This window comes from Psychrobacter sp. DAB_AL43B (assembly GCF_900168255.1).
Classification (GTDB): domain Bacteria; phylum Pseudomonadota; class Gammaproteobacteria; order Pseudomonadales; family Moraxellaceae; genus Psychrobacter.
The window spans coordinates 2,556,521-2,578,233 of record NZ_LT799838.1; the positions used below are offsets into that span (position 1 = coordinate 2,556,521).

19 protein-coding genes are annotated in these 21,713 nt (G+C 42.6%); 9 read left to right on the forward strand and 10 right to left on the reverse strand.

What is annotated here, in order from left to right; all coding sequences use genetic code 11:
• Positions 1 to 129: 129 nt before the first annotated feature.
• Both DABAL43B_RS10840 and fumC read right to left on the reverse strand, forming a co-directional pair.
• Positions 130 to 567 (reverse strand): hypothetical protein, encoded by a 438-nt coding sequence (locus DABAL43B_RS10840; protein ID WP_079692376.1) that lies wholly within the window; start codon positions 565 to 567, stop codon positions 130 to 132.
• 301 nt (positions 568 to 868) lie between these two features.
• Complete coding sequence (fumC, locus tag DABAL43B_RS10845; protein WP_079692377.1) at positions 869 to 2,272, reverse strand: class II fumarate hydratase; 1,404 nt, start codon at positions 2,270 to 2,272, stop codon at positions 869 to 871.
• Positions 2,273 to 2,469: 197 nt separating this feature from the next.
• On the opposite strand from fumC, the gene DABAL43B_RS10850 reads away from it, so the two are divergent.
• Entirely contained in the window at positions 2,470 to 3,105 is a 636-nt protein-coding gene (locus DABAL43B_RS10850; RefSeq protein ID WP_227516680.1) for a 5-formyltetrahydrofolate cyclo-ligase, read from the forward strand.
• A complete protein-coding gene (locus tag DABAL43B_RS10855; RefSeq protein ID WP_079692378.1) occupies positions 3,105 to 3,338 on the forward strand; it encodes a hypothetical protein in 234 nt (77 codons plus the stop codon). Before DABAL43B_RS10850 ends, DABAL43B_RS10855 begins: the two co-directional genes overlap by 1 nt.
• Before the next feature lies 1 nt (position 3,339).
• On the opposite strand, the gene DABAL43B_RS10860 is transcribed toward DABAL43B_RS10855, so the two are convergent.
• On the reverse strand, positions 3,340 to 3,636 hold the full coding sequence (locus DABAL43B_RS10860) for a hypothetical protein (RefSeq protein WP_079692379.1): 297 nt from the start codon (positions 3,634 to 3,636) through the stop codon (positions 3,340 to 3,342).
• 106 nt (positions 3,637 to 3,742) lie between these two features.
• Entirely contained in the window at positions 3,743 to 5,104 is a 1,362-nt protein-coding gene (locus DABAL43B_RS10865) for a Na+/H+ antiporter family protein (protein ID WP_079692380.1), read from the reverse strand.
• Between the two features lie 550 nt (positions 5,105 to 5,654).
• Between DABAL43B_RS10865 and lon the strand changes: the two genes are divergently transcribed.
• The 3 genes from lon (at position 5,655) to DABAL43B_RS10880 (ending at position 10,543) form a co-directional block, all read left to right on the forward strand.
• A complete protein-coding gene (gene lon / locus DABAL43B_RS10870) occupies positions 5,655 to 8,051 on the forward strand; it encodes an endopeptidase La (protein ID WP_413771845.1) in 2,397 nt (798 codons plus the stop codon).
• Positions 8,052 to 8,184: 133 nt separating this feature from the next.
• Entirely contained in the window at positions 8,185 to 9,321 is a 1,137-nt protein-coding gene (locus DABAL43B_RS10875; RefSeq protein WP_079692382.1) for a hypothetical protein, read from the forward strand.
• 55 nt (positions 9,322 to 9,376) lie between these two features.
• The gene (locus DABAL43B_RS10880; protein ID WP_145952535.1) at positions 9,377 to 10,543 is read left to right on the forward strand and encodes an META domain-containing protein; all 1,167 of its coding nucleotides are present in this window, start codon (positions 9,377 to 9,379) and stop codon (positions 10,541 to 10,543) included.
• A 75-nt stretch (positions 10,544 to 10,618) separates the two neighbouring features.
• On the opposite strand, the gene DABAL43B_RS10885 is transcribed toward DABAL43B_RS10880, so the two are convergent.
• Entirely contained in the window at positions 10,619 to 11,041 is a 423-nt protein-coding gene (locus DABAL43B_RS10885) for a hypothetical protein (RefSeq protein ID WP_079692384.1), read from the reverse strand.
• Between the two features lie 296 nt (positions 11,042 to 11,337).
• Here DABAL43B_RS10885 and DABAL43B_RS10890 point away from each other — a divergent pair, with 296 nt between their 5' ends.
• A complete protein-coding gene (locus tag DABAL43B_RS10890) occupies positions 11,338 to 11,895 on the forward strand; it encodes a superoxide dismutase family protein (protein WP_079692385.1) in 558 nt (185 codons plus the stop codon).
• A 102-nt stretch (positions 11,896 to 11,997) separates the two neighbouring features.
• Here the strand turns inward: DABAL43B_RS10890 and topA are convergent, their stop codons facing one another.
• Positions 11,998 to 14,676 (reverse strand): type I DNA topoisomerase, encoded by a 2,679-nt coding sequence (gene topA / locus DABAL43B_RS10895; protein ID WP_079693105.1) that lies wholly within the window; start codon positions 14,674 to 14,676, stop codon positions 11,998 to 12,000.
• A 279-nt stretch (positions 14,677 to 14,955) separates the two neighbouring features.
• On the reverse strand, positions 14,956 to 15,552 hold the full coding sequence (locus tag DABAL43B_RS10900; protein ID WP_079692386.1) for a hypothetical protein: 597 nt from the start codon (positions 15,550 to 15,552) through the stop codon (positions 14,956 to 14,958).
• Between the two features lie 422 nt (positions 15,553 to 15,974).
• Here DABAL43B_RS10900 and DABAL43B_RS10905 point away from each other — a divergent pair, with 422 nt between their 5' ends.
• A complete protein-coding gene (locus DABAL43B_RS10905; protein ID WP_227516681.1) occupies positions 15,975 to 16,514 on the forward strand; it encodes a DUF2799 domain-containing protein in 540 nt (179 codons plus the stop codon).
• Between the two features lie 255 nt (positions 16,515 to 16,769).
• Here the strand turns inward: DABAL43B_RS10905 and DABAL43B_RS10910 are convergent, their stop codons facing one another.
• The 3 genes from DABAL43B_RS10910 to DABAL43B_RS10920 form a co-directional block, all read right to left on the reverse strand.
• Positions 16,770 to 17,171: an ExbD/TolR family protein gene (locus DABAL43B_RS10910; RefSeq protein WP_079692387.1), complete on the reverse strand. Its 402-nt coding sequence runs from the start codon at positions 17,169 to 17,171 to the stop codon at positions 16,770 to 16,772.
• A 103-nt stretch (positions 17,172 to 17,274) separates the two neighbouring features.
• Entirely contained in the window at positions 17,275 to 17,964 is a 690-nt protein-coding gene (locus DABAL43B_RS10915; RefSeq protein WP_079692388.1) for a MotA/TolQ/ExbB proton channel family protein, read from the reverse strand.
• A gap of 108 nt (positions 17,965 to 18,072) precedes the next feature.
• Complete coding sequence (locus DABAL43B_RS10920) at positions 18,073 to 18,927, reverse strand: TonB family protein (RefSeq protein ID WP_171996350.1); 855 nt, start codon at positions 18,925 to 18,927, stop codon at positions 18,073 to 18,075.
• Between the two features lie 495 nt (positions 18,928 to 19,422).
• Between DABAL43B_RS10920 and DABAL43B_RS10925 the strand changes: the two genes are divergently transcribed.
• Together DABAL43B_RS10925 and DABAL43B_RS10930 are read left to right on the forward strand one after the other, a co-directional pair.
• Complete coding sequence (locus DABAL43B_RS10925) at positions 19,423 to 20,475, forward strand: siderophore ABC transporter substrate-binding protein (RefSeq protein WP_079692390.1); 1,053 nt, start codon at positions 19,423 to 19,425, stop codon at positions 20,473 to 20,475.
• 70 nt (positions 20,476 to 20,545) lie between these two features.
• Entirely contained in the window at positions 20,546 to 21,643 is a 1,098-nt protein-coding gene (locus tag DABAL43B_RS10930; RefSeq protein WP_264753820.1) for an ABC transporter permease, read from the forward strand.
• Positions 21,644 to 21,713: the final 70 nt, after the last annotated feature.

A 21,713-nucleotide genomic window follows, 5' to 3' on the forward strand; every position in this document is an offset into this window, starting at 1 on the left:
AAGCTGGGCATTTTGCTCGGCTTTTTTGTGGGAATTAATTGAAATAGAGTGTCGTTTGTAAATGTTGCTATTTACAATGGTGCGCGGGGCGACACCCTACGTTTAATAAAAATCATAGCTATCCTCTTGTTATCTAATTTTAATCTTACTCTGTTCAATGTAATAACTCCAAACCGTAGCTATAAACAAAACTCCATACGAGGTGACCCAGAAGCCAAACCCCCATACCTTCAACTCAATATCAGAGTCATAAACTCCTTTATCACCTGACGCTATAACTCTTGTAATAAAAAAGGACGATAACCCAAGTATAAAGGTGAAAGCTGCTAACTTAATCGGGTTTTTTTGATGCTTAATCATATAGATAGCCAGCAAGAAAGACAGATTGCTATAAGCTTGAAATACTAAACCAAGCCAGCCAAACGTAATCCCTAAAACTAAAGTTTCATAGCCAAAATAGGTTTCATTATCATAATGTAGGGCGGGTAAACATAAGGAAATGAGCCATAAATATGGAGCTATTTTAAATAATACTTGTGGTGTTAAATTAGCACTGTTAAAACTCATTAATTAACCTTATCGTAAACTTGAAAATGACATTCATCATATTTAGTAATTTCAAATATACTTTAAGAGCTAATCATGATTTGCGAAAAAAGTATGGATTTTATCCCTAATAGCTATTAACCCAAAAATTTTGGTTTTCTATAATACAAAAAAAGACCTTGCCACATTACATGACAAGGTCTTTTTATAAGTCAAAATATCAACTTTAAAAACTTGAGTAGCGAGGAAGACAAACGCAAGCACTACTAATAACTGTAGGCTCAGCTTGTCTGACAATGCTAATCAGATTTTTAGATTGATATTAAGAAGGATGCACCATATCAGCAGGAAGAACCCACTCATCAAACTGAGCTTCAGTTAATAGCTCCAATTCAACCGCAACTTGCTTCAAAGTTTTATTTTCTTTATAAGCAGTCTTAGCGATTTTGGCTGCGTTTTCATAACCAACATGACGGTTAAGCGCAGTGACCAGCATCAATGAATTATGCAAGAAGTCATCGATTTTGTCTTTTACTGGTTCGATACCAACGGCACAGTTTTCGTTAAAGCTATTGCACGCATCACCAAGTAGCTTGATAGATTGCAATAAGTTAAAGGCGATTACTGGCTTATAAACGTTTAGCTCAAAGTTACCTGACGCGCCTGCCATGCTGATAGTGACATCGTTACCCATGACTTGCGCCACAACCATCGTCATTGCTTCTGACTGGGTTGGGTTTACTTTACCCGGCATGATAGAAGAGCCTGGCTCATTTTCGGGAATGGTCAATTCGCCCAAACCACAACGAGGACCTGATGCTAACCAACGTACGTCGTTAGCAATTTTGTTTAAGCTACCGGCTAGGGTTTTTAGTGCGCCAGAAGCAAATACTTCCGCATCACGAGCAGCTAATGCTTCAAATTTATTCGGTGACGTCACAAATGGTAGACCAGACAATGTCGCCAATTGCTCAGCTGATTTTACCGCATAATCAGGATGGGCGTTTAGACCGGTACCAACTGCCGTACCGCCTAGTGGTAATTCATACAAACCTTGTAGCGCATTATCAATACGTACCAGTGAGTGATCAAGTTGGCTAACATAGCCGCTAAACTCTTGACCTAATGTCAAAGGCGTGGCGTCTTGCAAATGCGTACGACCGATTTTAACAATGCTATCGAATTCTTTCGCTTTAGCATCCAAGGTATCACGTAGCGCTTTGACTGCTGGAATCAATAAACTATTGATTTCACGCGCTGCTGCCACACGAATAGCTGTTGGGAAGCTGTCATTGGTAGATTGAGCATGGTTGACATGGTCATTTGGGTGAATCGGCGTATAGCTACCGCGCTCATTACCAGCGATTTCGTTGGCACGATTGGCCAGTACTTCGTTCATATTCATGTTTGACTGGGTGCCAGAACCGGTCTGCCAAACGACTAGCGGGAACTGATCGGTTAGCCCACCGTTGATAACTTCATCAGCAGCTTGAACGATTAAGTCGCGATTATCATCTTCAATACGCTCAAGGCTAGCATTAGTAATCGCAGCGGCTTTTTTGACCAGTGCCATCGCTTCAATCATCGGACGCGGCAGGGTTTCGCCACCGATTTTAAAGTTTTCGCGGCTACGCTGGGTTTGTGCGCCCCAATAAGCATCAGCTGGGACTTCCACGTTGCCCATGGTGTCTTTTTCGGTACGAGTTGCCTGATTCTGTGTCGACATAACTACCCTCTTCGATGGTTTGTTGGTAAATGCTTTATCATAAAAAGTGCAACGCCTGCTGCACATAAAGAAAAATACGATATAAAGTGGCGTTATGATAGCATGACTAGGGCGTGTTGAATATTGACAAATAGCCATTGCGGCTGTCTAAAAGCACCAGTCACCATCAATTTAATACATTATCGGATAGTCTATCTATGCATCCTGAGCTAAAAAATATTGAGACAATTGAACTTAAAGTTAGCAATCCGCCTAGACGCCATTTTACTCGCCAGCGTCGCCAGTTAAGTGCAGGCGCACGCCGCCAATTGGCAAATTCAGCAAGCTTGCATTTGTTTAAGCTGCAGCAGCGTTTGCCGCCGCGTGCGCGTATTGGCTTATATTATGATGGCTTTGCTGAGCTGCCTACTCAGCCACTGTTAGATTGGTGTCAACGCTTAGGCTATGTGCCGTATTTACCAGTGGTCGGTTCATTGGGAAATGATGATAAACGCCTACGCTTTGTACCTATTTATCATGCAAAATTATTAAATATACCGACGCGCATTCATAGCTTAGGCATGAAACAAAATCATCATCGCAGATTATTGTGGGCACGCGAGTTGGATGTGATTATCTGTCCATTAACGGCAGTTGATAAAAATGGTAACCGTATGGGTATGGGTGGCGGATTTTATGATACGACGCTTGCTAAAAGCTATCAATCAGGGGCAAAAAAACCACTAAAAATTGGCTGGTGCTATGATTTTCAAGTGATTGAGCAATTAGAACGTCAGCCTTGGGATGTGCCCTTAGATGGTTTGATTACGCCAAGTGGCTTGAGGTGGTTTTGATGGAAAATGATAAACAATCTATCGAAGCTAACTCTAGCGCAGAGAATGTCGAACAACATTTACAAGAGTTAGAAAAAGCGGATTATGAGCTTCTATATTATAGCCAGGAGCAGTCTTTTAGCGCTAATGAGCTGGGAAGAGTGATTAATGAAGAACGTTTAAATGAGTTAATGGCGCAAAGTGATGCGTTTTTAAGTAGTTTGAATGGTGAAATTAAGGATTTTGATAAATAATTTAGTATTTAAAGATTTTTTTGCCAAACCTCTCAAAATCATGCATTGAATCTAAACAAGGTTTTCCCCAGTCGCTATCTGTCTCTAAAAAAGCTCGTGATAAAGATGACAACCCATGAAATCTCAGTTTTAACTTTTCTACATCATTATTATGAAAGTTATCCAAAAAACTTTCATACAATAAAGCATACTCTTTTAAAACATCTGACTGTTGATAATTTGGCTCGCTTTTTATAGACTTAACTGCCATAGAAGCTAGATCTACTAAGTGCTGTAACTCGTTATTATTAACATTCATAGATGTAGCCTCGCGTTAAAAGCATGATTTAAACTTCAAAAAGGCGAGCATACTTTATAACTATACTCGCCTTTTCTATATTAACTTTAAGAGTCTATATGACTAATTAAAGCACCATCGCCGCAATCCAACCAAATATCAATAACGGAATGTTGTAATGAATAAAGGTTGGTACTACGCTGTCTTTGATATGGTCATGCTGTCCATCAACGTTGAGACCAGAAGTGGGTCCAAGCGTCGAATCTGACGCTGGAGAACCGGCATCACCAAGTGCGCCAGCCGTTCCGATAATCGCCACCGTAGCGAGTGGCGAAAAGCCTAGCGAAATACATAACGGCACATAAATAGCGGCAATAATTGGGATGGTTGAGAATGATGAACCAATGCCCATCGTAACGACTAGACCTATGCTTAACATGACTAAAGCAGCAATGGCTTTATTACCAGCAAACAAGTTCGTCGCCCCGTCGATAAGTGGTGCAATCTCACCAGTAGCTTTCATTACCTCGGCAAAGCCCTGCGCCGTAATCATAATAAAGCCAATCATCGCCATCAGCTTGATACCATCGTTAAACACCGTATCAGCTTCACGCCACTTAACCACACCCGTCGCCATAAAAACGCCAAAGCCAAACATCGAGCCAAGCAATAGCGAGTCAGTATAAAGCTGCACTACAAAGGCTGTCACAATCGCAGCAATCGCCACCAGTGTTTTGAGCTTACTTTGCGTTTGTGCATCAGCCGCGGTTTTGCTCAAGGCATCACCTTCTACAACCACATCATGCGCTTCTCTATCGATTGCAAGCTGCTGATATTGACGAGGTTTACGATAGCTGATAAATACTGCGATCAGTAAGCCCACGAACATACCCAAGGCTGGAATCGCCATCGCTTTGGTGACCGAAATATTGCTAATATCAATGCCCGCTTCACCAACGTTTTTGAGCATAATTTGATTGAGATAAATATCGCCAAAGCCATAGGGAATAAACATATAAGTGGTGACAAGCCCAAAAGTAATCAGACAAGCAATCAGGCGTCTATCAATCTGCATGCGGTTAAAGGCGAGTAATAATGGTGGTACCAGCAAGGGAATAAAGGCGATATGAATAGGGATTAAGTTTTGGCTAAAGCAGCTCATGGCGACCAAGCCTGCAAACAGCATATACTTAATCATGCCACTGGTGCCACCAGCATCGATACGTTTGATGACTGCACCTGCTAAAGACTGTGGCAATCCAGAATGTGCAATCGCGACCGCAAACGCACCTAGCAGCGCATAAGATAACGCAATTTGTGCACCGTTTTTAATCCCTTCTTGAAAGGCGTTCAAGGTATCGGTCATACCGAGACCAGCGATGAGTCCACCTGCCAGCGCACCGATTAATAAGCTGAGCACCACGTGTACTCGCGCTAGTGACAACCCCAGCATGATGACAACTGCCAGTAGCACCGCATTGATAGCCATATTCTTGCCCCTTACCCTATATTTTGTAGCCTGTTATCGACCCATTTTGACATGCTGCCAATCTACTTATTACGCCCTAGCCTCTTGATTCACCCAGCCGTTATTTAGACCGAGTGGTTAAGACGCGCGTCAGTTTACCTGATTTTGCACATAAAACCCACGCGCAGAACCGAGTAGATATAAGAGAAAGCGCAAATAAACCCGCAATATTCTCTCTCCTGCTAGTGAGTAAGCCTTGCAATTTTATATAGCAGCACCATTTATCTAAACATGAACCACGAACTTGACTTTACAAGTCTGGTGAACGAGGAAAGAATATATGAGTGAACATAAAATTGACCAAGACAATATCGACATCGATGTCGACATTTCATCTACCGTGGCTGATGATAGTACGTTAGATAATAGTACGTTAGATAATAGTGCTGTAGATAATGCTGCTTTAGATAATGTCGCTTTAGATAATGCCAGTGCTCAAAATGATGAGCATTCAGCAGACAATAAAAAAGAGCAGGCAAAAGATAATGCTGCTGAAAACTATCTACCGTTATTGGCACTGCGTGACGTTGTCGTTTATCCGCATATGCAAATTGCCTTGTTTGTCGGGCGTGAACCTTCAGTCAAAGCTGTCGAATTGGCACAAGCCGAGTACGGCAACAAAGTACTGGTTCTTGCCCAAAAAGACTCGCTCACCGAAGATATTGATCACGACAACTTGTATCAATACGGCACGGTATGTCGCATCGTCAGTACCATGCCGCATGATAGCGATGAGAATTGCATCAAAGTATTGATTGAAGGGCAATATCGAGCGCGCGTAGATTCAATAGAGAGTCATGACGAGCTATTGATGGCAAGCTTTGAGCGTGCTGATCTTGACGTCAGTATGGATGAGAGCCAGCAGAAAAACACTATACAAGCTTTGACCACGCTGTTTGAAAGCTATGCGGATGCGCGTCTGCGCAATGCGCGTGAGCTAACGCGCGTCGCAAAGCGTATCGATGACTTGCTTGAGTTGGTCTATTTTATCTCAACTCGTGTGTCGATGGATCTTGATATCAAACAGTCATTTTTAGAAAAAAATGATATCAAAACCCATATCAATACTTTGACCGAATATTTGGTCAAGCAAAGTGCTGAGCAAAACATCGAGCAAGATATCCAAGAAGCTGTCCGTCAGCAAATGGAAGACAATCAGCGCGAATACTTCTTAAACGAGAAGATGAAAGCCATTAAAAATGAGCTGTCAGATATGAATGACGGCGCGTTCGATGGTGATGATGATGTGGCTGAGCTTGAACAACGTTTAGATAAAGCTGACCTGCCGGAAGATGTGCGCAAAAAAGCCGAGCAAGAGATGAAAAAGCTCAAAATGATGCCGCCAGCGTCCTCTGAGTCTTCAGTAGTCCGTAACTATATTGAATGGATTTTGGATACGCCGTGGAATGCGACGACCAAAGTTTCTATCAATTTGGATAAAGCTAAAACGGTTTTAGACGAAGACCATTATGGCTTGCAAGATGTGAAAGATCGCATCTTAGAGTACCTCGCCGTGCAATCACGGGTGAAAAAACTTCGTGGTCCGATTCTATGTCTTGTCGGTCCTCCTGGTGTTGGTAAAACCTCATTAGGCGAATCGATTGCTCGTGCCACCGGTCGTAAGTTCGTGCGTATGGCGCTTGGCGGCGTACGTGATGAAGCTGAGATTCGTGGTCATCGCCGTACTTATATCGGTGCGATGCCAGGTAAAATCGTCCAGTCACTGGCAAAAGTCGAAGTGAAAAACCCGCTATTCTTATTAGATGAAATCGATAAGATGGCGCAAGACTTCCGCGGTGATCCAGCATCAGCATTGCTTGAAGTATTAGATCCATCACAAAACGATACTTTTAACGACCATTATTTAGATATGGATTTAGACTTATCGCAAGTGATGTTTATCTGTACCGCTAATAGTATGGATATTCCAGCAGCGCTACTTGACCGTATGGAAGTCATTCGTCTACCGGGTTATACCGAAGCAGAAAAGGTTAATATCGCGCAGAAGTACCTTGTGCCAAAAGCCATTAAAAATAATGGTCTTAAAGAAGGCGAGATTGAGATTGTTGAGGCGGCATTGCATAGCATCGTACGTAGCTATACCCGTGAAGCAGGTGTGCGTAACCTTGAGCGTGAAGTCAATAAGATTTGCCGCAAAGTGGTTCGCGGCTCGGTTGAAACGCATGGCGCTCGCGCTCCGAAAAAAGCAGAACGTCAACTGGTTGTAGTCGATGACAAAAATATCGATGACTATCTGGGCGTCCATCAATATGACTATGGCTTAGCTGAAGAAGAGCCTGAGATTGGTCGTATTACTGGGCTTGCTTGGACACAAGTCGGAGGTGAGCTACTGACCATCGAAGCGGTAGCGATGAAAGGTAAAGGCGAGCTTATCTTTACCGGTTCACTCGGCGATGTGATGAAAGAGTCTATTCGCGCTGCAATGAGTGTGGTACGCGCCCGCGGCGATAGCTTAGGGATTGACTACGAGACCTTTAAAACGACTGACGTCCACGTACATATGCCAGAAGGTGCGACACCAAAAGATGGTCCATCTGCTGGTGGTGCACTAACGACAGCGCTGGTCTCTGCTTTAACTGGTATTGCTATTCGTCCTGATATTGCCATGACAGGTGAGATTACGTTACGCGGTAAAATCCTACGTATCGGTGGTCTTAAAGAGAAGCTGCTAGCTGCTCATCGTGGCGGTATCAAGCATGTCTTGATTCCAGATACCAACGAGCGAGACTTGGCGGATATCCCTGATAACGTCAAAGAAGGCTTAACCATTCAGCCAGTCGCGACGATTGATGAGATATTAAAAGTAGCATTGGTCAGAATGCCAGTGCCACTAAAACCTGTCAAAGTAACGGTTGATAAGACCAAAGGTAAAGCGTTGCACAATTAATTAAATCACTGACAGTTCAATATTAAAAAAGCCGCTTACAGCAATGTAGGCGGCTTTTTTTTGGCAATAATAAGCAACAATCTAAATAAAACCTTGTGCTATATTTTAGACAAATGTTTATTTAGTGATTATCATGATTTTAAACCGCTTAACTTTATCCTTATTGCTCGCTATCTCGCTTCCGGCAGCGTTAGTAGGCTGTCAGTCTAATATTGCGAAAGATAATTCTATACCTACTAACTCAACGGTGACTGGCTTTAGCACTTCTGCCCCGATATCATATCAGCCCATCATAAAAACTGAAAAGCTAGAAGAAGAAATTGTAGTGGTAGCTAATGAAACAGCTAATGAAGCTACAACGCTGCAATGGGCAAGTAATTATCATTGGCAGTTAACACAAGTTAAAGACAAGAAAAATAACGCCATTAATATCGATACTGATACACCGATTACTTTAGAAATCGCACCCAGTTCATTGAGTTTATCTCAAGGCTGCCAGCATTTTTCAATCGACTTTGGATGGATGGATGCGCCACCTTTTGAGTATGGTAGCGATCTTAGGAAAAAACCCTTTGACTGTAAAAACACCCCTAATGATAAAATGGGTAAAGGCGATATAGAAGCGCTATTTCCTAAAAACGGCATATTAAAATTAGGCATTACGCTGTCAGCAGTAGCAAAAAATGAACCCGATAATACTCAAATGGCACCGAAAAATTTGATGGTCAAAATCGAGAATGGCAATACATTAATGTTCACGGGTAAGTCTATAGCCTTTAAAAAACCAACGGGATTGCCGATAGATAAGGCATTACTAGAGCGCTATGACTGGGAGCTAAAGAGCGCCGTTCGTAATACTTTTGATGGTAATGGAAAGGTTATATCTCGACAGTCTATTGGTCATTTTTATCATCCAGAGTTTCCAGTATCGTTACGATTTAGAGGGTATGACGATAGTCAATACGCATTTTTTAGTTCTAGCTGCAATGGTATCTGTGGTCCTTATATATTGATGAAAGATTATACCTTGCTAGTTGGCTCAGGACCGCAAACAATGATGGGCTGCGGTGTTACTGGTAATAGAATTGAAAATGAGCTTTCTAAGCTTGTCAGTAACAGTAAAAGCACCCTTAGCTTAAGTTTACAGCCTTCCTACCCATCAGAAGCTCAGTCAAAAAACCAAACTGATTTCCCACGCTACAACCTATTGCAAACGATGGCATCAGGTGAAACCTTAGTTTGGCAAAACGAAATAAAAGAGACGCCTTAACGATATCTAAAATATTTATATGGATCTACATTTAATATAAAAACGGATAAGTATTATGACCCTTTCATGCCATTTATTGATACCAGCTCGTACACTTACTTTTATAAGCATGTTGGGGGTGACAGGCTTAGTCGGCTGTCAGACTATAGAAAATAGCACAATAGAACCGATAATTGCTAAAGCTTCAAAACCAGTAGATACCGATGAAAGAATTATCACATTTCCACAAAGCGAAGATAATGAATATATTGGCTCATGGAAATTGCCTGAGCTGCCAGTTGAAAGTCTTAATCGCTTTGATTGGAAATTGGTGCGCTGGATAGATAATGAAGATGTGGTCACTCATGTTGATTCTGATGTTTATGCTGGGGGCAATACGGTGCCACCATTGATGCTTGATGTGCGCCCTAGTAATCTAGTGTTCAAATACGACTGTCAGCGTTATAGCCTGCATCATGATGGCTACCATGATTATACGTATAGCTCCTATGGCGTAACGACCACCACGCCAGCATCTTGCTTAATAAACGATACGCAAGCGGCTAGCGATGTCTCGGATTATTTGACCCAGCTGTTTCCTAAATATGGCAGAGGTCGCTTTAACCTTAAAGTTATCTCAACGCCAAAACAACTGCCATCAAAACAACAATCACTAAAACTATCATCTTTCCTAAATAAAACTACTTCAAAACAATCAATTCCTTATGAATTGGCCGTAAACGCCCAAGATAAACAGTTTATCTTTGAAGGTACCCCGAAAAAACTACAACCAACTTCTGGTTTACCGATTACTTATGAGTTTTTAAAAACCTATCAATGGCGACTCGTTAGCGCGGTCGATAGTGATAATAAAGCCATTACGGAAATTAGTCGTCCAGGCTTTCCAGTCACTGCCTATTTTGGTTACCCTATATATAACGAGGAACATCACGTTGGCTTTAGCTCTGACTGTAATGGCGTTGGTGGCCCCTACATTTTGACCGCTGATAACATACTATTAATCGGTTCAGGGGCACAATCGATGATGGGCTGTGGTCCGAAACGCGAGGCTGCGGAAGATAAAATCCGTGAGCTTGAACAATTGAGCAAAAGCCAGCTGACCTTACAACAACTCTCAAATAACAATGTCGATAGCCCAAGCTTGCCTTATTATCTGCTCACCCAAAAGCTTGATACAGGTGAAACCTTAATCTGGAAAAATAAAAAGACGGTCACTCGTTAATATAAATTCAAGGCACAAAAAAGCCAAGCATCACTCACTTGGCTTTCTATATTAAAAACTAACCACTACAGACCATTATTTAATCGTAACCGTCATATAATATGGCTTTGGCGTATTACCTTCGCGAGCTTGATTGCGCGGTTGTAGTACACGAATGGTTTGCTCACCAGTTTTATCCAATGTCACCGTTTCAGTGCTGATATCTGGCGAATTAGTGCCATAAAGTACAGGGTATAAGTCATCGCTACCAACGATAGTTGCGCTTACCTTTTGACCCTTTTTGGCATAAAACTGATATTCGCAGAAGCTGCTGCCTTTAACCGCACCAGCACGATTCACATCGTAGCTGCCTTTTGCCATGCGCAGCTCTTTAACACCACAATCGGCATTATAGTGTAAGTCGCCCGTTTTCGATGCGGCTTGCGCCGTCATCGTGCCCACGCTCATGATACCTAAAACAAGGGCTGTAGACCCAGCCAACTTAGACAATGTTTTCATATAAAAACCTCACATAAATTATTATTAAAAATCTAATTATTGAAATCGATATTTCTTACCGCTGCTATTTTGCATTACCGCTCAGCGATTGACCGTTTCATTTCGTCATCTTATTTTATCATCTCGTTATGTTAACTTAAGCGAATGTTAAGCCCGTCTAATTATATGTTCTATATAGGACTTACATATATTAACGCTTTGTTGCGCTTTTAATGGATATCTGCCGACGAGGCTTAGCTATACTAAAGACGGGATTAACAAAACTCGATAAATTTTAAATATAAATGGAGATAATAATGAATAAGACGATGATTGCCAGTGCCCTATTATGTGGTTCAGCCTTAGCGATGACAGGTTGTCAGACGGTAGAAGGTCAAATGCAAACGGGCAACCCTTTAAACCAGCCTGCTTTGAAGTCGACAATCAACGCGGTTGCTGGCAACAAAAATGAAATTGGACAAGTTTTCTTACGTCCAGTTGATGGCGGTGTACAAGTTTACGGTAAGCTCATGAATTTGCAGCCAGGTAAAACAGTATCTTTGCATATTCATGAAACGGGCAGCTGTGGCGATATGGGTAAAGCAGCAGGTGGACACTTTAATCCAGACAATAAACCACACTCTAACCCAGATGACATGAATGGTCATGCCGGTGATTTGCCAAACTTAACTGCCAATGCAAATGGTGTTGCTACTATCAATTATGTAAATAAGAAAATCTCTGCTGCTGAAGCCGGTAAATATAGCGTTAACCGTTTAGCCTTTATCGTTCATGGCGGCGTTGACGACTACACCAGCCAACCAGCAGGTAACGCAGGGGATCGTGTCGCTTGTGGTATTATCGAAAAGAACTAATAGCATTTAATACAAAGCTTTATTTTTGATATAAAAAAAGCGATACAAAAAAACCTCTTAGATTATCTAAGAGGTTTTTTTTGGCTTAAGGGTAAAGGAATTTTACTCCTCTACCCACTTGCCGTTACGCCAGTACACACCCCAACGTGTGGCTTTACCATTTTTCTCAGAGCCAATATACTGCTCTTTTTTCTTACGCGACCAACGCAGAATAGTCGGATTACCATCCGGATCTTCATCTGGTCCTTCAAACAGATACTGGAATTTATCTTCCATCTTATCTTTGATTTCGCGTAGCTCAGCAAGCTTTGGCGGACGCGTTTCCCGCACTTTAGGAAACTTAGAAGCTGCTAAGAACATACCAGCAGCACCTTCACGTAAGATAAAATAATCCTCATGCTTAACTGATTTTAGCTCCGGCAGATGGATGGGGTCCATACGTGGTGGCGCAGCCTCACCCGTTTTAAGCACTTTACGTGTGTTGTCGCATTTTTGACAAGCAAAGTAAGGACCAAAGCGTCCGGTCTTAAGCTCCATTTGTCCATCGCACTTATTACAGTCAATGGTTGGAGAATCAGAGCCAGGCACTTCAAACTTACCTTCTTCTAAGATATAACCATCACAATCAGGATTATTACCACAAACATGTAGCTTAAGACCGCCATCGACGATATAACCATTCATTGCCGTACTACATTTCGGGCAACGCTTTTTCTCCATCAAATCTCGGACTTCTGCCGCTTCATCATCGCCTTCCGCCTCATCAAGATTGGCAAAAGCTTCGACTGGCATTAAGTTCTTGGTGCCTTTACAGCGCTCTTTCGGTGGTAAGTTATAGCCTGTACAACCTAAGAAAACACCCGTTGAACCGGTACGCAGTTGCATCGGACGATCACAAAGATCGCAATGTACGTCTGGTACATCGGTCGGGTCATTCGGACGCATGCCGTCTTTTTCTTTGGCACGATCGAGGGTAGTTTTAAACTCGCCATAGAAGTCATCAAGCACATCTTTCCAATCTTGCTCGCCTTCTGCAACATGGTCAAGCTTGTCCTCTAATGCAGCAGTAAAGGTATAATCCATCAAGTCTGGGAAACTTGCTGTCAGTCTGTCGGTGACGATATCACCCATCTTTTCAGCAAATAAACGTTTGTTTTCAAGCTTCACATAACCGCGATCTTGAATGGTCGAGATGATAGAAGCATACGTCGATGGACGACCGATGCCTTTTTTCTCAAGCTCTTTAACTAGGCTGGCCTCAGTATAACGTGGTGGCGGCTTGGTAAAGTGTTGACTCGGATCAAGCTTATCTACGGTTAATTTATCGCCTTTTTTGACATCAGGTAATAAGGTATCGTCGGTCTTGGCTGGTGGCATAACTTTAGTATAGCCATCAAATACCAAAGTACGACCGCGCGCTTTGAGCTCGACATCATCAGCGCCAACGAACAGATTTACGGATAGATATTTTGCTGGTAGCATCTGACAAGCCACAAACTGACGCCAGATTAGCTCATACAAACGTATCGCATCACGCTCAACAGCTTTAAGCTGGGTTGACTTCATATTGACATTAGACGGACGAATGGCTTCATGCGCCTCTTGTGCGCCTTGTTTATTACCGTAGAAATTCGGCTTTTCTGGTACATATTTTGCGCCATAGCTGTCTTCGATGTAGCCACGTACAGCAGCAAGCGCATCACCAGATAAAAAGGTCGAATCGGTACGCATATAAGTAATATGACCCGCTTCGTACAAACGTTGCGCCAAAATCATGGTTTTCTTAACCGAAAACCCCAATCGTGTACTGGCTGCTTGTTGTAGGGTCGAGGTAATAAATGGCGCGCTTGGGCGTGATTGCGTTGGTTTCTCTTCGCGTTCTTTAACGATAAAGTCGCTTGCTTTAAGAACCTCTAATACTTTATCGGTCTGCTCTTTATTAACGAGCTTTAGCGTTTTTCCGCCTTGTTTGGTGGCTTCTAAACGAATAGCAATTTGCTCAGCGTCTGTGACTTTTTTGGCTTTGCTATCAGCAATATGGGTATCTGCATGAATCTGCCAATACTCTTCTGGAATAAAGGCGCGGATTTCATGCTCACGCTCAACGACCAAGCGCATGGCAACGGATTGCACACGACCGGCAGACAAGCCGCGAGCCACTTTTTGCCACAGTAGCGGCGATACCATAAAACCAACCACACGGTCTAAAAAGCGCCTTGCTTGCTGGGCATTAACGCGATCGATATCGAGTTTAGATGGTTGTTTAAAAGCATTTTGAATGGCAGATTTGGTAATCTCGTTAAAGACCACGCGCTCGTATTTACTATCTTCGCCGCCGATAACTTCTTTAAGATGCCAAGCAATCGCCTCTCCTTCTCTATCCATATCCGTTGCGAGATAGATTTTGTCAGCGTCTTTGGCTAAGGCTTTAAGCTCTTTAATGACCTTGGTTTTATTTGGCAGTACTTCATAAACTGCTGCCCAATTATGCTCAGGATCAACGCCCATGCGCCGTACCAATGCTTGCTGAGTTTTTTCTTCTTTGGTCAGACTGTCATCTTTTTTAGTCGTCGTCGGTTTCTTTGCGCTTTTGCTCGCGCCAACGGGTAAATCTCGGATATGACCGATACTTGAGCGCACGATAAAGTCATCACCAAGGTATTTATTAATGGTTTTTGCTTTGGCGGGTGATTCGACAATTACCAAAGACTTACCTTTTGGGCTGCCTTTGGGTTTGTCAGCAGCGGGCGCTGCGCTTTTTTTAGTTGTGGGTTTTGTCATATGTGACGACACCATAATAAGTAAATTAAAATAAAAGTTGTCTAGCAGCATGCCATTTATAGGTTTGGTTATAAGGGCATGGCAAATTATTGTAGTAATGGCTGCTAGTAAAATTGGTTATAAAACAAACGATAACCATAACGAAAGAATTCAGTTATAAAGACGTTACACTGCTAAGGCTTAAACTGTCAACTGCAAATGACTGACCGTATGTCAAAAGCACTTGCATATCGTCCGTTTATGGAGACGAAAAAACAATTTGCTACCTTGTAGCGATATTTATAGGCTCTTCTGCATCTGTAGCGCCCATTGCTCAAGCTTTTGTTTAAGCAATAATAAATCGCTCTCAATCAATTTCTGCTGATACGCAGGATTGGTCGATGGGCGTACATAAGCAATATCTTCCCAATAAATAACAATGCTATTAGCCTTAGTCAATAAGCCCTTTACATGTGGCTCAATACTGACTGGCAAATCCAGTGCTACCTTGTCCAAACTGAAATTGGTCTTCTTAACAGTCGTATGAGTATTGCTTTGACTAGACCGAATGGCACTTGGAATACTAAGCTTAGTAGCATCTGTAGTGGTATCGACAAAGTTGCTATCTGGGCGCCATTGCCCATCAATCACTTGATAGCGTGTATATGGCAGCTGCGTATCTTCTAGTACTAAGCAATACTGACCCATCATCCCGCGACCATACTCGTTGTCTTTACCCTTTATCCAGTCAGGACAGCTAATGAGCTTTGGATTCAACTGTAAGCGGCGCGCAGTCATGCGCAGCTTATCCAAACGCTGATCAATACCGTTAGGTTTGAGCGCCATCATACTCCCTAATACGAATAGTACAATGGCGATAGCAATCCACATTCCCATGACAATCTGACCTTTTTGCTAAAGTAAACCGGTGCAAGTCGCACATAAAAGTCGTTATTTTTTATAGGATTGACCTTTATATAAGTGCTTAATATTATGAGTACTAAATATATAGCTACTTAATATATAGGTACTTATAATGCGCACGAACCATTAAAAATCAAGCTGACTCAAATTAATAACGCCTTAGTATCCCATTTATAGTTAATTAAGCATTTATTAAGCATTTATTAAAAATTTATCAAACATTTATGAAAAGCTACTTGATGAGCAATCGCCTCATCTGTAAAACCATTAACATTTATAGTGCTATATCAGAGGTTTAATATCCTAAACTAGCCATTCGATAACAAGATGCAAAAAGTTGTACGTATAAAAAAGTGCTATGATAAACCATAATTTTAAACGCGCGCAGGTTTATTATGAATAATATTATTAAGCGAAACTCATCGACCGTTATTTTTGCTACTCAATTGGTCAGTAAAGTTATGAGTAAATCCAGTATTACCTTATCGCTGATGGGCGCGGCTTTGTTCACTTTATCGGGCTGTGCAACGACCCAAAGCCTAACGCCGCAGCAGTGTCAAAGTAGCAACTGGCAAGAAGTGGGCTATGCTGACGGTATCCGTGGACGCTCAGGCGCTTACTTTGGTCATTATGCCGATAGCTGCGCAAAGGTAGGCAGTCCAATGCCTAATCGTATCCAGTGGGAACAAGGACGCCAGCAGGGACTTAAAAAATACTGCACTGAGCTCAATGCTTATAAACTTGGTCGCGAAGGTTATGACTGGCAGCCTGTTTGCCCACTTGAGGGTATCGAAAAGCTTGAAGAAGCCTACGCACAAGGACGCTACTACTATATCCGCCAACGCGACCTTGATTACTTGCGTTCGCCTTATCCATTTGGTTATGGTCCTAGACCCTTCGGTTATGGCTATCGTCCATTTGGTTATGGTTGGTAATGACTTAGGCAGGACAATACCTTATATAAATGTGATTAATTTTGACTGAGTTTGAGAGCAGTTATTGTAAGCATTAAGTCGGCGATAAAATAAAGGGATTTTATATAAAGGAATCTTACATAAAGGAAACCTCACAAGGTTACCCATGCGAGGCCGGAGGAAAAATTTATTATTTTAATTATTCTTCTTATTATCTTGGTTGTTTTTTTATTGATAAGCGTTCTGGTATTTTTAGCAGGCTTGTGGCCTTAACGGTTATTCATTAACAAACGCTATTTTACTCAGCCCTGCTTGACTGGCAGCCGCTAATACTTGCGCCACGGTATCGTATTTCCCTTCTTTATCCGCGCGCAGTTGTACCGAAGGATCTTTACCCGCTGCACTTTGTTGTTGCAAGCGCATCTCCAGCTCTTCCATACTAATGGGATCACTGTCCCAAAATACCCCTGAATCTTTATCGATACTGATTTGAATCGCCTCTGGCGGTGTCTCATTTAACTCAGCGCTGGTTTTTGGTAAATCTAATGGCACGGTCGGGTTTAGCACGGTCGCCGTCAACAAAAAGATAATCATCAATACCAGCATGACATCGATCAACGGAATGAGGTTCATCTCATTCATACTTTGACCATCATCATCACCCAATTGAAATGCCATAATTATTCTCAATACGTTTTTTTATCATCATTGCAGCTATTACTTTCTAGCTTATCTATAGCTTTGTTTTCTTTTAACTTACTACCCTATCAATGAATAAGGGTTACAGCTGCGATGGCGCTGATTTATGATAATGTTCTGTTTGTTGAGTGGCTTGGGTATCTACATTAATACCTTTCGCTAACTGAGCTTGAATAGCGGTAGATTTACTGTCTATTGACGGCTGTTGTGTGGCTGCTAGCTCAGTAGATTGCGCCAATAAATCATGCGCTCTATCATTGGCATGGTACATGACGCGGCGATTGATACGCACTGCCAGGTTATAAAACACCACTGCTGGAATCGCTACTGCAATCCCCAAACCCGTCATAATAAGCGCTTCGCCAACTGGCCCTGCCACTTGTCCCAATCCTGCCTGCCCACTCACACCAATATTATGCAGGGCATGAAAAATGCCCCATACCGTCCCAAACAGACCAATAAATGGCGCAATCGCTGCCGTCGTACCAAGGATAGGTAATCCACGCTCACTGGCAAAACGGTAACGACCAATATGCTTCAGCAGGGTCTGCTCTATCACCAAACGCCTCGTTGCGGCATCTGCGTCCCTCAATTCTGAGCGCTTGGCTTGAATTTGCTGACTCAAATCGTCGGCAACATTGGCAGCCAATTTGCGGCTTTGTAGTATCCGTATGATACCGGTTACCCAAGAGATAATAGATAAAGCAAGTAGCAAAAAGAACAAGGTTCTGGTCACCATATCGCTATATTGCCAGTAGGTTGTAAAGTCCATGTCAGACTCCTTGATGTTTGGATGATCCTCAATACTTATGTATTTCTTAGTTTGATGAATCTATATTTATAAAATTACTACTCATGCCGTTTTGAATCATATCTATCATTATAAATTCATCTCAAATGGTAAGATGGCTGTACTTTTAGTGGGGATGTTGTCTCTTGTAGCTGGATTAAGTTTAGCTTTTGATAATGCTCTTATAAAATCTGTATCAAACTTATTTTTACCTGAAGACTTAGATATTTTTATGTTTCCTATGTTGCCATTTGAATCAACCGACATGCTTACAGTAACTGAAGCTTTAGTTCCTTGGAAACCGTAATCTTTGTCTCTAATAGAGGTAAATATAGGTTCTCTCAACCAACTTGATTTCCCTATGTTGCCATAATTAACAGGTTCATTACTTGCGGCTGCGGCAGCTTTAGCCTTCGCATCAGCTATTTCTTGAGCTTTTTTGGCATCTGCTTTAGCTTGAGCATCTCGGCCAGCTTTGGCGTCAGCTAATGCTTGCGCCTCCCTTGCGGTTTTAGCATCAGCTAACCTCTGCGCTTCTTGTGCTGCTTTTTCAGCTTGTGCTGCCAATATTTTACGTTCGTTATCAGCGGCTAAAGCATCCGCTTGCACTGTTGATATTGACTCTTGCGGTTTTACTTTATGTTTAAAAGGTTCGTTTTCTACAGCCTTGGTTGTATCAGGTTGCGTCTTCGTTTTAGGATTTTCTGATGTTGCCGCTGGTTTGGCAGCTGGCTTAGTCTTCGCTAGCGGCTGAGATTCTTTCGCTATTTTAGGTTTAGTGGTAGCGACAGATTTAGGCTGTGGCTGTATAGGTTTTACAGGCTCAGCTGTATCCATCGCAACCTCTGGCTCTTTAATCTCGGCAGGCAGCGTCACCATTTGTATCTCAATAGGTGGCGTTTCTTTTGGTAACGCCACTTTAGGTGCCGATGGTTTTATCGCCACTAGCGCGACCGCCGTGAGCACGTGTAGTCCCACCACTATGATAATAGCCATGAGTACTGATCTAAGTGGTGGCGCGTCTAAATCCGTTGAACTCATAACACCCTAACATTTAACCGTCATAGAATGATGGTGATAATAATGCAAACGATAACTATTATCAATAGTAAATTTCTAATATTTCAGCAATTGCATACGATTTCTTGGACTAAAACCAAGTTTGGCATAGGTTTTTATAGTGATACCTACCCTTGATAACGATCACTGTTAATAAAAATCATTATCATTGATATTGATAATAAGTCTCAATTACTTTACTATGGCTGCTCGTTTGTTATTCCAATTACAAATGAATCGTCGAAAAAATTAAGACTATAAAATGTCTAACCATCGATGAAAGTCAGCATAAAAAAACACTTTATTAGCGTCAAACAAACTATTTTTTATCTAGCAGATTTTATAAAAAACTGCTCAAACCTATGATATACCGAGTTATTTATGTCTACTACCCTCTCTTCTAGCCACAAAGCTACCCCTGTTTTTAAACGTCCCTTATTGGCTGCCATGATGACCGCACTCGTTGCTACTATCAGTTTGGCAGGTTGTAGCTCACCTGAGTCAAACGACTCTGAGCCAGCAGATGCCAAGACTGAAAACCAAACGGCTGATAATGCCTCGAATGTCGCCAATAATGACGCTGTTTCTGTGGCAACTATCGCCGTCGATACGGTGAAAGGAGATGTCGAATTAGCAATGAATCCATCACCGCTGGTGGTCTATGACATGACTTTAATGCAGGACTTAGCAGCACTTGATGTCGCTGTCGATGGCATGCCAAGCGGTCTAAAATTAGATAACTTACATTCTAAGACACAGCCTGAACCAAAAGATGTCGGTACGGTATTTGAGCCAAATCTTGAAGCGTTAAATGCGATGCAGCCACAAGCTATCTTGGTCGGCTCGCGTATGGCAGAAAAATACGATGCGCTATCAAGCATCGCGCCGACGTTGGATATGAGTATTGATACTGCAAATATTTATGCATCAAGCAAGCAGCGCTTACATGATTTGGGCGCATTATTTGGCAAAAGCGATCAAGCGGCTAAGCTGCAAGGAAATATCGACGGTCTCATTGATGAGACTAAAACCTTGACTAAAGAAAAGGGTAAAGGCTTAGTCGTCATGGTCAATGGCAATAAGCTATCCACCTACGGTGACAAGTCGCGCTATGGCTTTATTCATACGGTACTCGATATCCCAATGGCAGATGACCAAATCTCAGATGCGCGTCACGGTCAGCCCATCTCTTTTGAGTATATCCAAAAAACCAATCCAGACTGGCTATTTGTCATCGATCGCAGCGCAGCAATTGGTGAAGATGGCGCCGGTGCCAAAGCAGTATTGGATAATCCATTGGTCGCGCAGACCAATGCATGGAGTAAAGATCAAGTGGTTTACCTTAGCCCAGACTCTTACCTTGCGTTTGGTGGCTATTATCAGTGGATGCAGGATTTAACCACGATTAAAAACGCCTTTGCTAGCGCTAAATAAACGCTATTACTTTTCGGGCAGCTACTATTAATGTCAGTTGCCACTCCTTATTTTTAAGCCAGTAGCCGTTATGTCGTTATTTTCACCTCGTGCTCACGCCAGCGCTGCTTTGCCAGCCGCTTCGTCAAGTTGGCAAAGCACCAGCAATAGCAATAGCAATAGCATTAATCCCAAACATCGACGTGCCGCCATACCGCCGTGGCTGATAAATACCGCTAGCCTCATTATTATGGGGCTATTGGTGTTATTAAGTTTATCAATTGGCGTGGCGGACTTTTCGTGGTCGGGTATATGGCAAAGTCTTATCAATCATAGCGCCAACTCCGACAGCTCACTGCTGCTGGTCAGCCGACTACCACGTACTATTGCGATCATTTTGACCGGTGTTTCCATGGCGGTTGCTGGGATGATTATTCAAGTGGTGTTAAAAAACCGCTTCGTTGAGCCATCGATGGTCGGTGCAACCCAAAGCGCTGCGCTAGGATTATTAGTGGTCAGCTTGCTGTTCCCAGCCAGTGCGCTCATTGTCAAAATGGGCGTGGCAACCATCGCTGCCGTATTTGGCATGATGCTATTTATGCTATTAATCCACCGCATTCCGCCGACTGATTTTTTGATGATTCCACTGATTGGGATTGTCTTTGGCGGCATTATTGAGGCGGTGACGACCTTTATCGCCTACCAAACCGAATCGCTACAAATGCTAAGCGTTTGGCAATTTGGTGACTTCTCTGGTGTCTTAGCAGGTCGTTATGAGCTGCTATGGCTGACAGGTGGGCTGTGTGTCATCGCTTATATTATTGCCGACAAACTGACCATCGTCGGTTTGGGCGATAATATCGCGCTGAATTTAGGGATTAGTAAACGGCAAGTCACGTGGATGGGTGTCGGCATGGTAGCAATGATGAGCGCTGTCGTCGTCGTGACGGTTGGCATGATTCCTTTTATTGGTTTGGTCGTACCCAATATTGTCAGCCGATTGATGGGTGATAAATTACGGCGTAGCTTGCCAGCAGTCGCGCTATTGGGTGCCTCCGCTGTTTTGCTCTGCGATATTATCGGGCGCTCCATCCGCTATCCATTTGAAGTCCCTGTTGCTACTGTTTTTGGGGTGGTCGGCACGGTATTGTTTTTATGGCTGTTATTACGTGCTCCTGCGGAGTCATAATTTTTATAACGGGCTCATTATAACGGGCTCATAGTTTTTGCCATAACTATGACACTTTGATCATCTTACT